Below are 13,134 nucleotides of genomic sequence, written 5' to 3' on the forward strand. Positions count from 1 at the left end.
TTACCCTTTATAGGATGAATTTATCTGAATTAAAAACAAGCGAAGAGGCTGTCATTGTAAAAGTGAAGGGCTTTGGTGCGTTTAGAAAACGCATTATAGAGATGGGCTTTGTTAAAGGGAAAAAAGTAAAAGTGATTAAAAATGCGCCGCTTAAAGATCCCATAGAATATGAGATCATGGATTATAAAGTTTCACTTAGAAGAAGTGAGGCTGCCATGATTGAAGTGATTAGCAAAGAGGAAGCAAAACATTTAGCACCGGTTAAGTTCGAAGGAACCATCACTGATGAAATTTTACGCGAATCCGCCTTTAAGAAAAGAAAAACCATTAATGTTGCACTGATTGGTAACCCAAACTGTGGTAAAACAACTATGTTTAATTACCTATGTGGCAGACAAGAACATGTTGGTAACTATAGTGGTGTGACTATTGACTCAAAGTCTGGAAACTTTTCAAGAAAAGGATATAAATTCAATATCGTTGATTTACCCGGTGCATACTCATTATCAGCCTATTCTCCAGAAGAGTTATTTGTTAGAAAACATATATTAGAGGAATCTCCTGACATTGTTTTAAATGTTATTGACTCATCTAACATTGAAAGAAATTTATTTTTAACTACCCAGTTAATTGATATGGACCTTAGAGTTGTAGCTGCATTAAACATGTATGACGAGCTGCAAAAAAAAGGAGATACATTCAATTATAAAAAATTGGGTAGCATGCTGGGAATGCATTTTGTTCCCACAGTGAGTTCGAAAAGACAAGGTATTGGGAAACTGTTTGATACCATTATTGATGTATATGAAGACAATCAACCCAACCAAAGACGCACTCATATTAATTATGGTCAAACATTAGAAAAAGGTATTTCAAAAATTGTTGAGGAGATTCAGCAATGTAATTGTGTACCTAAAAATATATCACCAAGATTTGTTGCGCTAAAATTACTTGAAAAAGATAAGGAGTGCAGACATGCTTACCTTGATCATGATAATCCATCCTTAAAGATGGTAACAGATAAAACTATAAAAAGAATTGAATCTGAAATTAATGAAGATACAGAAACATTAATTACCGATGCAAAATATGGTTTTATTGCGGGAGCTTTAAAAGAAACTTATAAAGAATCACCAAGAGTAAGAGTTCGTAAATCTGAAATTTTAGATACGTTTTTAACGCATAAACTATTTGGTTTCCCCATCTTTTTCTTTTTCATGTGGCTGATGTTTCAGTCAACTTTTACCCTCGGAGAATATCCTATGGGTTGGATTGAATCAGGGGTTGATCTGCTTATGAATTGGTTAAGTGCCACCATGAACGAAGGTCCGTTTAAGGATCTTTTAATAGATGGAATTATAAGTGGTATGGGAGGTGTTATTGTATTTTTGCCTAACATATTAATTCTGTTCTTCTTTATTTCATTCATGGAAGATACCGGATATATGGCTCGTGCAGCATTCATCATGGATAAGTTAATGCACAAAATGGGCTTGCATGGTAAATCGTTTATTCCACTCATCATGGGGTTTGGATGTAATGTTCCGGCAATAATGGCAACACGTACCATTGAAGATAAAAATAACAGGTTGATTACAATGTTGATCAATCCTTTTATGTCGTGTAGTGCACGATTACCTGTATATATCTTATTTATTGGAGCTTTCTTTCCTGAGCATTCAGGAACAGTTTTATTCGGAATCTATGGTTTAGGAATTTTACTGGCAATAGTAGTAGCCAAACTATTTAAGAAATTCATTTTCAAGGAGAAAGATATTCCTTTTGTAATGGAGTTACCTCCATACAGAATGCCAACGCTTCAATCTACATTACGTCATATGTGGAATAAGGGCGGTCAGTATTTGAAAAAGGTGGGTGGCATTATTATGATTGCTTCCATAATTATATGGTTTTTACAGAACTTCCCTAAAAACGAGGAAATTTCAAACAAGTATGATCATAAAATTGAGGAAATAGCCACTCTTCAGGAAACTTTAAATACGTCTGATAAACCAGATAGTACCATTGAGCTTTTAACTAATAATTATAACCAGGAAATATTAGTACTAAACAACTTAAAACGTGCCGAACTTCAGAGAGAATCATACATTGGTAAAATTGGTAAGTTTATTGAACCTACCATAAAACCATTGGGATTTGATTGGAAAATGGGTGTTAGTCTTTTAAGTGGAGTAGCTGCTAAAGAAGTAGTTGTAAGCACAATGGCTGTTATTTATCATCGCGAAAATGAAAATCTTGATGATGAACAGACCAGTTTAAAAGATAATATCAAAACAGCTATAAATGAGAAAGGAGAATATGAGTTCACTCCTATTATTGCCATTAGCTTTTTGGTATTTATTTTAATTTATTTCCCATGTATTGGTGTTGTTGCAACAATTAGTAGAGAATCAGGATCCTGGAAATGGGCCCTATTTACTATTGTCTATACAACAGGTTTGGCATGGTTCATGTCGTTTTTAGTTTATCAGGTTGGTAATTTAATATTTTAGCTATGATACAAGAGATTTTAATGTGGTTAAGTGTAGTTGGTGCTTTTGTATATGCATTGTTTTCCTTAGGGAAACTAATTTATAATACGTCAAACAATAAAGGGAGCGTTTGTTCATCAGGTTGTGGTGGTTGCAGCGCAAAAAGAAGTTTGTTAAAACAGATTGATCATAAATCATTAAAACTGGGCTAAAACCTTTAACAAAAAATTAACACACTATTTAATTGATATTGTTTTTATTTGTATAATGATAATTAAAGAGACCTATAAAAAAATTCTCACTCTGTTTTTGTTGTGCTTATTCTTAATAAGTACGAGTGGAATTGTGCTCTTTTATCATTTTTGCAATCATGGACATCAGACCTTATATTCTTTCTATATAGATGAAACAGAAGAGTTGTGTGCTGAAAATGCCATATTGTATGACGATCTTATCCCGCATGAAGATCATTGTTGTAGTCCGGATTTAGATCATCACGATCATAAATTGAATGATAGTAAGTGTTGTCAAAAACACAAAACCTTTCATAAGTCATTTAAACTCAATACTTCATTTACCTATTCTAAACAGCTCAAATCTCCAAAACCTTTGGAGTTATCTTTATTATTTGAGCCATTTACCGAGGTATTAGTTCTTCTTGATACAAATCCTCTAACCTTGAATTTATTATTTGATTCACCTCCTGAATCTCCTAAATTCAGCTTTACAGGAAGAGATATTGTAACTCAACAACAAGCTTTAAAATTAGACTGCTAGTATTTTATTTTTCTACCAATCAGATTTCTTGCAGAATCATGTATTGAATTCAGATTGCCTATAAAATATAATACGAAACATCTGATTATTAAAGTAATGAAATCACTATACATTTTAGTTTTTTCGATGCTATTCTCATTGTCAGCCTATGCTGGTGATATTAAAGGGAAAGTACTCGAAAAAAAAGATAAAAAACAGGTACCCCTTATCGGCGTTAATGTTTATTGGGCAGGTACTACCGTTGGAACAATAACTGATAGTAACGGGGCGTTTAAACTAAATCCTGTAAACCAACAAAACCTTTTGGTTTTTAGTTATGTGGGATATCAAAATGACACCATTAAAGTCATTGATGAGAAACCTCTCGAGGTGTACATGAGTCAGGGTGCTGAATTAGAAGAAGTTGTTGTTGCCAAAAGAGTAGCATCAACATCCATTTCTAAAATGAATCCTTTATATGTGCAAAAGGTAAATGGAAAAGAGTTGGAACGATGTGCCTGCTGTAACCTTTCTGAAAGTTTTGAAACCAATGCCTCTGTTGATGTCGCTTATGCCGATGCTGTATCCGGGGTAAAACAAATACAGTTATTGGGATTATCCGGAAGATACTCTCAGATAACAATGGCCAATATTCCTTCATTACGTGGAGCAGAGTCTGCTTTTGGAATGGAATATGTTCCGGGAACATGGATGGAAAGCATTCAAATATCAAAAGGTTCTGCAGCTGTAAAAAATGGATACGAGTCCATCACCGGTCAAATTAACATTCAGCTCAAAGAGCCTTCTGGTACAGAAAAAATGCATTTTTATCTGTATGGAAACCAGGATGGCAAAACTGAAGCTACTTTTGGTCATGCGTTTAGTTTAAACGACAAATGGTCTACCTCATTAATGGTTCAGGGAAGTGGAAACTTCAGAGAGATGGATATGAACGATGATGGCTTTTTAGATAAACCATTGGCTAAAATGGGAAACATCATTAATCAATGGAATTATAGATCTGAAAAATTCACATCTAAGTTTGGCTTCTCGTATATCAACGAAAAAAGAGAAGGCGGACAAAAAGGTTTTGATCACAATAAAGATCAATCAGAACAGTCTTTATATGGTATTGATGTTGATGTAGAGCGTTTTAATGCTTTTGCAAAAAATGGTTTTATTTTCAACAGACCATCTACCAGTCTGGGAACAATTCTATCTTATAATTATTTTGACAGAAACTCATTTTATGGCAATAACACATTTAATGTAACTCAGCAAAATTTTTACGCCAACATTATTTATCAATCGTACATTGGAGATACAAGACATACCTACAATGCAGGAGCTAGCTTAGTTTATGATAATAACGACGCTGTATTTAATGGAAGTACAGAAAATGTTGGATTCACTGAAACTACTCCCGGTGTGTTTGCTGAGTACAATTATATTCCAAGTGATAAATTTACATTTATGGCTGGTTTAAGATATGATTACAGTAGCTTACATGATGGATTTATTACACCAAGAGTACATGCAAAATACAATATTGGAGAACATATCACATTTAGAGCCAGCGCTGGTAAAGGATACAGAACTCCTGATGCAATTAGTGAAAACTCTAATTATTTAGCCAGTTCAAAATCTTTTATTTTCGATGAAGAAATAAAGCAAGAGAAAGCCTGGAATTATGGAATTGCCATGGTTAATGAAATTCCTGTTGGAGAAAAAAAGCTTAATGTAAATTTAGAGTTTTACAGAACTGATTTTGAAAACCAATTGGTTGTGGATCTGGATAGAAATAGCCAAGAGGTACATTTCTATAATCTGGATGGAAAATCATACTCAAATATTTTCCAAATTGAATCAACTATGGAAGTATTTAAACGTTTTGACTTGACTGCTGCTTATAGAATTAATGATGTACAAAGCACTTTCAGTGGCGAGCAAAACGATGTTCCTTTTGTAAATAAATATAAAGGACTTCTGTCCGGCTCTTATCGCACAAACCTTGATAAATGGCAGTTTGACTTAACAGCTCAGTTCAATGGAAAGCAACGACTTCCTTCAACAGGGAATAACTCTATAGAAAATACTCGTGCTGATGAGTCAGAGAATTACATGGTAATGATGGCTCAGGTAACAAAAAATTATCGCAATTGGAGCTTTTATGTTGGCGGCGAAAATATTGGTGAATTTACACAAGACAATGCCATTATTGATCCGGAAAATCCTTTTGGAGACCAGTTTGATGCTTCTCGTGTTTGGGGCCCTTTATACGGAGGAATGGTATATGTGGGTATCAAATATAATTTAAGTAAAGAATAAACAAAGGAGAAAGTAAACAAGGATAAAGTAGTTTCCTCAATATTTGAAAAATTAAAAAGCTATAAGTCAACTGCTTTTAGCTAAAAAGTATAATCATTATAAACAAATTACTATGAAGAATTTAAAATTATTATTTACAGTTATGATCCTTTTTATTGGTTTAACAACAACCTTTGCTAAGGATAAAAAAGCAGAAGTAAAAGAAGTAACTTACACTTGTTCTGTTGATTGCCATGCTTGTAAGGAAAAAATCATGAAAAATATTCCTTATGAAAAAGGAGTTAAAAAAGTTGTGGTTGACTTGGATCAAAAATTAGTAACTGTAGCTTTTAAAGAAGACAAAAATACGACTGAAAATATTCAAAAAGCACTTGAAAATTTAGGTTATGAAGCTGCTGTAAAAGAAAAAGAAGCTTCTAAAAAGAAGTAGTAAAAATACTAAAGTATTTTGTGAAGGGTAGAAATGATTTTCTGCCCTTCTTTGTATTTACTAATCTACTTTTACCTTCTGAGCAAAATATAAAGAAAACACAGCAATTACAGCTCCTGCAATAAATGGAATCCTCCAGTTTAACATCCACAACGCCCCTCCTATCACAGGAATAACAACCGCTGAAATATGATTGATTGTAAATCCAACGGCCATGGATGGTGCAATATCCTCACGGTCACCTGTTTTTTGAAAATAAGTATTTATTGCCATGGATGCACTAAAGAAAATATGATTGGAAATATACAACACAATCATTGTTATTCTGTCCTCAATAAAGGCGTAGGAAAGAAATATTAATATCAAAAAGATATACTCAACCGATAAAATAACACGCTCACCAAATCTGTTTATTCCCTTTGCAATTACAGGAGCCATAAAATAATTGATGATGTTATTGGCCACAAACAACATGGCAACACCTTCTATTTTAAATTGATATTTTTCTACCAGCATAAAAACAGCAAATACCACAAATATTTGTTTACGAGCACCACTTAAAAAATTTAATACATAAAAAAGCCAGTACTTCTTTTTGAAGACCATTTTTTTCTGCTGTGCTGGTAGTTCTTTTTTTATAGGTTTTCTGGTCAATGCAAAAGAGGCAGCCAACATAACAACAATACCAAATCCAATAAATAACTCAGATAAACCAAAGTATTTTGATAGCAACCAAATAATACCACCCACACAAATATTGGTTAATGCTCCATAACTTTTAATACTACCTATAACTATAGGTGCTTGCTGTAATGAAAAATGTTGTAAGGTGAGACTCTGATTAACGGTTTCATAATAATGAAATCCTAACGACATGATTAGTGTTGTAAAAACTAAGCCTAAAAATGAAGGAAAGATACCTGTTGTGGCAACACCAATTCCTAACACGAGGGTTCCTACCGCAGCCAATTTATGCTCTTTAATAATCAGCAACAAATAAACGACAAGCATAGCTAAAAAGCCAGGAATTTCGCGTACTGACTGAATAACTCCCACCTGAAGTCCGTTGATTCCTACCTCATCGACAGCATAATTATTAAATAAAGTTCGCCATGCCTGAAACCCTGCTGTTATTGCTACTGTCAACAATAGCAAATACCAATACATAGGATTTTTCCTAATTTCCTTAAGCATAAATTTTTGAGATTTATATGAAATTCCAATATTGAAATTCAGAGCTTACAAATGTACTGGAAATATTTGGTGAATTAATCAAGTTAACAAGCTATAACAAAAACGTTAATAGTGAGATTAATATCCTGACAAAGTAGGTTCAAACCTAAAATACTTTACATAAAAAACTCAGGTTCTTTCCGCTTAGAACAAAAAGTGTAAAGTTTTGTAGCTGCAGTATGTACAAAATCGCTATCGTTATAACGAGCTTCGTTTGGACAATATTTTACGCAGGCACAACATAAAATACATAAGGCAGAATTTGTTTTAATTGCTTCATCCAAAAGAATTGCATTGGTGGGACAAACATCAATACAGACACCACACTGATCACACTTTTGATTATCAGTAACCGGAGATACTTCTGGCATAACACCCAATTCTTTGTATGGTCTGTTACCTGGAACATCAAATGTTTTACCTAATCTGGCAGGATCTTCAAGTAAATTTTTAATCTTCTTTCCAAACTGTTCTGCTTTTGTTAGATCACTAACATCTGGTCTGTTTACAGCAATTGGAAATTGCTCCGTAGAAAAAGAATGTTCTCCAATAAAAGTTGCTGCGGCAATGGTTTTAAAACCTGATTCTTCAGTAATATCTTTCAATTCAAGTAGCGCATCATCATAATCCCGGTTTCCATATACAGCGATCAATACTGCTTTTGAGTTTCTGCCTTTAATCTTTTTCAATTGTTCACTGGCTTCAGCCGGGACTCTGCCGCGGTATACAGGAACACCAAACAAAACTATACGATCTGAAATTTCTTCTGTTAATTGAAGTGGTTTTGTTAAATCGATATTCGAGATCTGTTCCAACCCAATACCTTTGGCTATTTCTTCTAAAACCTTTTTTGTTGTATTAGTTGGTGAAAAATATACTAAATGTACTTTTTGAGTCATGATCTTATTTCTTTAGGGCTGCAAAAGTAAGAATATTCTCAATATTATATTTTAATTATAATTGAAATAATAAAGAGTGTGCTTAGATTTTTATATTTTGAATTCAGTTAACAATCATTTACAGATATTGAAATTCAATATTATCAACAATAAATACCAAAAGATATGATAAAGAAAAAGCGATAGCCGGGGACACCATCCAAATAATAAAGAACTTATTTACAGCAGTCTTTCTAAAAATATTTTTATATCCTAATTTAGCTACACCTATTCCTATAATAGCACCAACATTCAATTGAACCAAGGAGGTTGGAATCCCTTTAATCAATGAGGCTGTTAGTAATAAACTTGCTGAAATAAATGCAATAATAGCCGCTTCTATTTTCCCAAATAAAACAATTTCTTTTCCGGTATTTTTAACAACAGAATGCCCAAATAAAGAACTACCTATTCCAAAACACGGTGCAATAATTAAAGTGGCTAAGATTAACACATGTACATAATACTCTTGACGAACATTTAAAACATTAAAAGTTAAACTAGCCATTGGACCAACTGCATTAGCAACATTATTGGTGCCAATAGAAAATGCTACAAACAAAGACATGATCACTAATATGCTTTTCAGCCACAAACTATTATTAAAAGATGAAATACTGGTAAATCCCTTCCTACGTAATGGTTTGTATATATACTTACCAATCAAATAGGAAATAACAAATGCAAATAATGGCATAATAAACCAAGTGGGTAAAATTTCATAGAATAACTTATGCGTATTTAATGTATTATAATAAACGGCAGGTGCTGTTACTGCCATCACAGTAGATTGACTTGTGGACTGAGGTACCCCAAAAAGGTTAGCTATTAGTAACGAAATTGAAATTGAAAACAGAATAACTGACACAACAGGGTATGACATTAACTCTGGCGCCAAAATACTCTTGCCTAAAGTATTTGCAGTTTCTTTACCTCCCAAAATAGCTCCAAGAAAAACTGCGATTCCAAACAAACCGGGGATCAGGCTTTTTTTTATAATTCCAGCTCCATAAATAGCAGAAAATGAAGGTGCAGTTCCACTACCTCCCATATTAATAGCTAAAAACATAGCTATGATACAAGGAATTAAAAAAGGAATAATCATATTTTTTTTTATATTGGTTAAAACTACTGAACTCTAAACTGGCTCATTTATCTAATACAACGCTTTCATCTATTGCACATTACAATCCATTTACTAAAAGAAAAAGCATGAAAATGAAGGATATTAATAGTCAATATCCATATGCATTGCAATAGATAAATTCAGATACTATTTTTTTATTTCCGGGATTAACAAATGATTCCAGAAAACGCATATATCCTTATTTTTTGAACAAAACAAAGATCATAAATGAAACCAACGAATTTAATAGTGGAAAAACGTATTTTTTATAATACGCATATATACGTAGAATTATGATTTACAATTCAAAATACTGTTTCTTAATAGCATACACTACTAATTCTGCTGTATTTTTAGATTGAGACTTAAGTAAAATATTCTCTCTGTGTTTATCAACTGTACGTTTACTGATATATAAAACATCTGCAATTTCCTGATTCGACAATCCTTTGCAAATGTGAAACAAAACTTCCTGTTCTCGTTTTGAAAGCTCTGTATTCTCTTTATTGGAAGTACTATTTTTATTTAAATTTTTAATAATTGAATTAAGTATTTCCGGCGAAAAGTAATTTTTACCATCATAAACATCCGCAATGGCCTGTTCCACATCTTTAAACTTCGAATTTTTCAACAAAAAGCCCCTTGCTCCTGCATCAATCATATCTCTGTAAAAATTTTCTTCGGCATACATTGACAGAGCGATGATTTTGAGAGATGGGAAGATTTGAAGCGCTTCTTTAGTCGCCTCAATTCCATTTTTTACCGGCATTTCAATATCCATTAAAACAATATCAGGTACAGTAGATTGAATACTATTGATAAATTCATCTCCATTTTTAGCTTCTGATATATGAGAAATAAAGCTACTTGTTGACAATAAAAACTTTAAACCTTCGCGAAAAAGATCATGGTCATCAACGATAATTATATGTAAACCTGTCATTTTAAATTTAGCTCAATAAACACATAAACACCTTTACCCTTACGACTTTTTAATTCAATTCTACCATTTATTGATTTTACCCTGGAATAAATATTCGTAAGTCCCATTCCCTGATCCATAGCCTCATCAATATCAAATCCCACTCCATTATCTTCATACATAAATATTAATTTGCTGTCATCAACCAATAGTTTAATACTTGCATCAGATGCTGAAGCGTGCTTTAAGGTATTATTTATTAATTCGCATGAGATTCTGTATAAAATAACTTCAACATTATATGATAAACGCAAGTCTTTCAGATTTGAATCAAATCTAACCACAAGATCTCTGTCGACAACAATATTATGTATAAAATTTTTTATCCCCTTTTCAAGACCATAAAATTCTAATATCTGAGGATTTAAATGGTATGATATTTCTTTTGTTGATATAATAGCACTATCAATAGCAACCTCTGTTTTACTCAAAATTTCTGAGATTCTTTCTGTCAAATCAGCTTTATCAATTGCTGATATACTCATTTTTGCAGATGATAAAATTGGACCTAAACCATCGTGTAACTCTTTTGAAAAATACTTACGTTCTTTTTCTTCTGTTGAAATAATTGCTGCCAAAACTTTTGCTTCATTTTGTTTTCTATAATCCGATAACTTATTAATCAAATTGAAAATCTTATGAATATAAAATGATGCAATAAACATGGTTATAGAAATAACTACTGCAATCCACCCTCCAATATATGCCTGAAAACTTTCATCCTTAGCATACAATAAAGTATATAAATCGTTTAAACGTCGTAAAGCCATCAATAAAAATCCAATGGCAATACTAATCCAGGCAATATTAAATTTTGTTCTGGGAATAAGTTTTATTGCAATTACAAAAGCAGCAAACTGTAATAATACAGATAGAATTATAGCAATTTGAAGTATCATTTAACAAATTTAGCAGATTTATAAATGAAAAGAATACGTTTTTAATCGTATTTACATGTAACTATAATTAGATTGCTAAAAGTCAATATGCATTCAGATTATAAAACAAAAAAATCCAAAACACTAAGGCATTTTGGATTTTGAAATATCATGATACGATTAGTTACATCAGATAATTAAATATAAAGCCAACCATTACAATTCCCAATGCTACAATGCTTACAAAAATGGCTATTAACTGCCACTTTAATACTTTTTTTAGGATAATAATTTCCGGAAGCGATAAAGCAATTACAGACATCATAAAAGCCAATGCTGTTCCAAGAGAAACGCCTTTCTCCATTAAAACACTGACTATAGGAATAATACCTGCTGCATTAGAATACATCGGCACACCAATTAAAATGGCAAGCGGTACAGAATACCAGTTCTGGTCACCCAGTAAAGCTCCCATAAAATCTTCCGGTACATAACCATGAGCTCCAGCTCCCACAGCCACACCTAAAACTATGTATATCCATATCTTACCTACAATCTCCTTTACTGCTTTATAACCCGAATGAATTCTATCTGTGAATGTAATCTTTTCCTCTTCAGAATCACCTTGTCCCGATTTAACCTGAAATACCCAGTCAGCCACATACTTTTCCAGCTTAAACATTCCGATTAGCCATCCAGATAAAATAGCCACAAGTAACCCTGTTACTACATAAATTAAAGCCACTTTAATGCCAAACAATCCAACTAGCAGAACCAAAGCAACCTCATTAACCATTGGCGCAGCAATAAGGAACGAAAAGGTAACTCCAATAGGAATACCTGCTTCTACAAATCCGAGAAACAAAGGAATGGCAGAACAAGAACAAAATGGAGTCACAATTCCTAGCAATGAAGCCAGAATATTTCCTGTAAACAGAGACTTTCCTTCCAAAAGACGTCTTGTTTTTTCTGGAGAAAAATAGGTGCGTACTATTCCTACAAAATAGATAATAAGCACCAATAGAAGCAACACTTTTGGAACTTCAAAAATCAAAAATCGAATGGATTCAGTAAGATGACTTCCTGATTGTAAGTTGAATACTGATTCGGTCAGAAAATCGGCCATTGGCTGCAAATTCCAATAAATCAACACCCATATTGGTAACATTAGCAAGGGAAGAACCCAGGCATTATTACTTTTATTTATTGCTATAACTTTCTGTATCATAAAATTAATTCTAATAAAAGTGTGATTTATCTATAATTGAATACCCAATAAAATGGTAATTGAATAATAAAGTCCCACTATTAAAAACACGACAGCCACTACCCTTCGAAACCAATATTCAAAAGATTTCATCTTATTATATATTCCACCAACAGCATTAATACTGAAAGCTAAAATCCATGCAAAAATAATAACCGGAATTCCTGTAGCTAAGGCAAATACAAAAGGTAAATACAATCCACTGACACTACTGAGTGCCATTGGAATCAACATACCAAAATATAACACCCCACTATATGGACAAAAGGCAAGCGCAAATACAATTCCCAATAAAAGAACACCCCAAAAGCTATTTTTTGAGGACTCTTCTAATTTATTTGTCAGTTTTGATAATGCTGGGAAATTAATATTTATGATTCCCAGCATAAAAACGCCAATTACTATTAATAAAGGTCCTAACAGTCTTTCTCCCCAAAGTTGCAAGGCACTTTCAAATGCAAACTGACTAATGCCTACATAAAACAAAACACCTAAAATTGAGTATGATATACTTCTTCCTAAAGTATAAACAATACCATTTATAAATACTTTCTTTCTGTTTTCGATATCCTTACTAATAAAACCAATAGCAGTAATATTAGTAGCCATAGGACAAGGACTAATGGCAGTCATCAGTCCCAAAATAAAGGCTGATAAAAAGGGCACTTGTGCATTCTCTAGTAGACTATTAAGAAAATCCATAC

At 32.8% G+C, this 13,134-nt stretch carries 12 protein-coding genes; 5 read left to right on the forward strand and 7 right to left on the reverse strand.

Annotation, left to right across the window (positions count from 1 at the left end):
- Window positions 1-14: 14 nt before the first annotated feature.
- The 5 genes from feoB to OM075_RS16615 all read left to right on the forward strand — a co-directional run bounded on the left by feoB (window position 15) and on the right by OM075_RS16615 (window position 6,006).
- Window positions 15-2,513 (forward strand): ferrous iron transport protein B, encoded by a 2,499-nt coding sequence (gene feoB, locus OM075_RS16595; RefSeq protein WP_301191660.1) that lies wholly within the window; start codon window positions 15-17, stop codon window positions 2,511-2,513.
- A gap of 2 nt (window positions 2,514-2,515) precedes the next feature.
- Window positions 2,516-2,704, forward strand: coding sequence for a FeoB-associated Cys-rich membrane protein (locus OM075_RS16600; protein WP_301191661.1), 189 nt, complete (start codon window positions 2,516-2,518; stop codon window positions 2,702-2,704).
- Window positions 2,705-2,837: 133 nt separating this feature from the next.
- Window positions 2,838-3,269: a hypothetical protein gene (locus OM075_RS16605; RefSeq protein WP_301191662.1), complete on the forward strand. Its 432-nt coding sequence runs from the start codon at window positions 2,838-2,840 to the stop codon at window positions 3,267-3,269.
- Window positions 3,270-3,365: 96 nt separating this feature from the next.
- Entirely contained in the window at window positions 3,366-5,576 is a 2,211-nt protein-coding gene (locus OM075_RS16610; RefSeq protein ID WP_301191663.1) for a TonB-dependent receptor plug domain-containing protein, read from the forward strand.
- Between the two features lie 112 nt (window positions 5,577-5,688).
- The gene (locus OM075_RS16615; protein ID WP_301191664.1) at window positions 5,689-6,006 is read left to right on the forward strand and encodes a heavy-metal-associated domain-containing protein; all 318 of its coding nucleotides are present in this window, start codon (window positions 5,689-5,691) and stop codon (window positions 6,004-6,006) included.
- 60 nt (window positions 6,007-6,066) lie between these two features.
- Here the strand turns inward: OM075_RS16615 and OM075_RS16620 are convergent, their stop codons facing one another.
- From OM075_RS16620 to OM075_RS16650, 7 genes are all read right to left on the reverse strand, one after another.
- The gene (locus OM075_RS16620; protein ID WP_301191665.1) at window positions 6,067-7,200 is read right to left on the reverse strand and encodes an MFS transporter; all 1,134 of its coding nucleotides are present in this window, start codon (window positions 7,198-7,200) and stop codon (window positions 6,067-6,069) included.
- Between the two features lie 155 nt (window positions 7,201-7,355).
- The gene (locus OM075_RS16625; RefSeq protein ID WP_301191666.1) at window positions 7,356-8,138 is read right to left on the reverse strand and encodes a 4Fe-4S binding protein; all 783 of its coding nucleotides are present in this window, start codon (window positions 8,136-8,138) and stop codon (window positions 7,356-7,358) included.
- 118 nt (window positions 8,139-8,256) lie between these two features.
- Window positions 8,257-9,282 (reverse strand): inorganic phosphate transporter, encoded by a 1,026-nt coding sequence (locus OM075_RS16630; RefSeq protein WP_301191667.1) that lies wholly within the window; start codon window positions 9,280-9,282, stop codon window positions 8,257-8,259.
- A 319-nt stretch (window positions 9,283-9,601) separates the two neighbouring features.
- Complete coding sequence (locus tag OM075_RS16635; RefSeq protein WP_301191668.1) at window positions 9,602-10,246, reverse strand: response regulator; 645 nt, start codon at window positions 10,244-10,246, stop codon at window positions 9,602-9,604.
- Window positions 10,243-11,184: a sensor histidine kinase gene (locus OM075_RS16640; protein ID WP_301191669.1), complete on the reverse strand. Its 942-nt coding sequence runs from the start codon at window positions 11,182-11,184 to the stop codon at window positions 10,243-10,245. Before OM075_RS16640 ends, OM075_RS16635 begins: the two co-directional genes overlap by 4 nt.
- A 163-nt stretch (window positions 11,185-11,347) precedes the next feature.
- A complete protein-coding gene (locus OM075_RS16645) occupies window positions 11,348-12,391 on the reverse strand; it encodes a permease (RefSeq protein WP_301191670.1) in 1,044 nt (347 codons plus the stop codon).
- A gap of 30 nt (window positions 12,392-12,421) precedes the next feature.
- Window positions 12,422-13,132 carry an aromatic aminobenezylarsenical efflux permease ArsG family transporter gene (locus OM075_RS16650; protein ID WP_301191671.1) on the reverse strand — a complete coding sequence of 237 codons (711 nt, stop codon included), beginning with the start codon at window positions 13,130-13,132 and terminating at the stop codon, window positions 12,422-12,424.
- Window positions 13,133-13,134 lie beyond the last annotated feature (2 nt).

The organism is Plebeiibacterium sediminum, from assembly GCF_026013605.1.
Taxonomy (GTDB): domain Bacteria; phylum Bacteroidota; class Bacteroidia; order Bacteroidales; family Marinilabiliaceae; genus Saccharicrinis; species Saccharicrinis sediminus.

Excerpts from the sequence above, each read along its gene's own strand:
- feoB (WP_301191660.1), top strand. The coding sequence starts at position 15 with ATGAATTTATCTGAATTAAAAACAAGCGAAGAGGCTGTCATTGTAAAA.
- OM075_RS16600 (WP_301191661.1), top strand. The coding sequence starts at position 2,516 with ATGATACAAGAGATTTTAATGTGGTTAAGTGTAGTTGGTGCTTTTGTA.
- OM075_RS16610 (WP_301191663.1), top strand. The coding sequence starts at position 3,366 with ATGAAATCACTATACATTTTAGTTTTTTCGATGCTATTCTCATTGTCA.
- OM075_RS16615 (WP_301191664.1), top strand. The coding sequence starts at position 5,689 with ATGAAGAATTTAAAATTATTATTTACAGTTATGATCCTTTTTATTGGT.
- OM075_RS16620 (WP_301191665.1), bottom strand. The coding sequence starts at position 7,200 with ATGCTTAAGGAAATTAGGAAAAATCCTATGTATTGGTATTTGCTATTG.
- OM075_RS16625 (WP_301191666.1), bottom strand. The coding sequence starts at position 8,138 with ATGACTCAAAAAGTACATTTAGTATATTTTTCACCAACTAATACAACA.
- OM075_RS16630 (WP_301191667.1), bottom strand. The coding sequence starts at position 9,282 with ATGATTATTCCTTTTTTAATTCCTTGTATCATAGCTATGTTTTTAGCT.
- OM075_RS16635 (WP_301191668.1), bottom strand. The coding sequence starts at position 10,246 with ATGACAGGTTTACATATAATTATCGTTGATGACCATGATCTTTTTCGC.
- OM075_RS16640 (WP_301191669.1), bottom strand. The coding sequence starts at position 11,184 with ATGATACTTCAAATTGCTATAATTCTATCTGTATTATTACAGTTTGCT.
- OM075_RS16645 (WP_301191670.1), bottom strand. The coding sequence starts at position 12,391 with ATGATACAGAAAGTTATAGCAATAAATAAAAGTAATAATGCCTGGGTT.
- OM075_RS16650 (WP_301191671.1), bottom strand. The coding sequence starts at position 13,132 with ATGGATTTTCTTAATAGTCTACTAGAGAATGCACAAGTGCCCTTTTTA.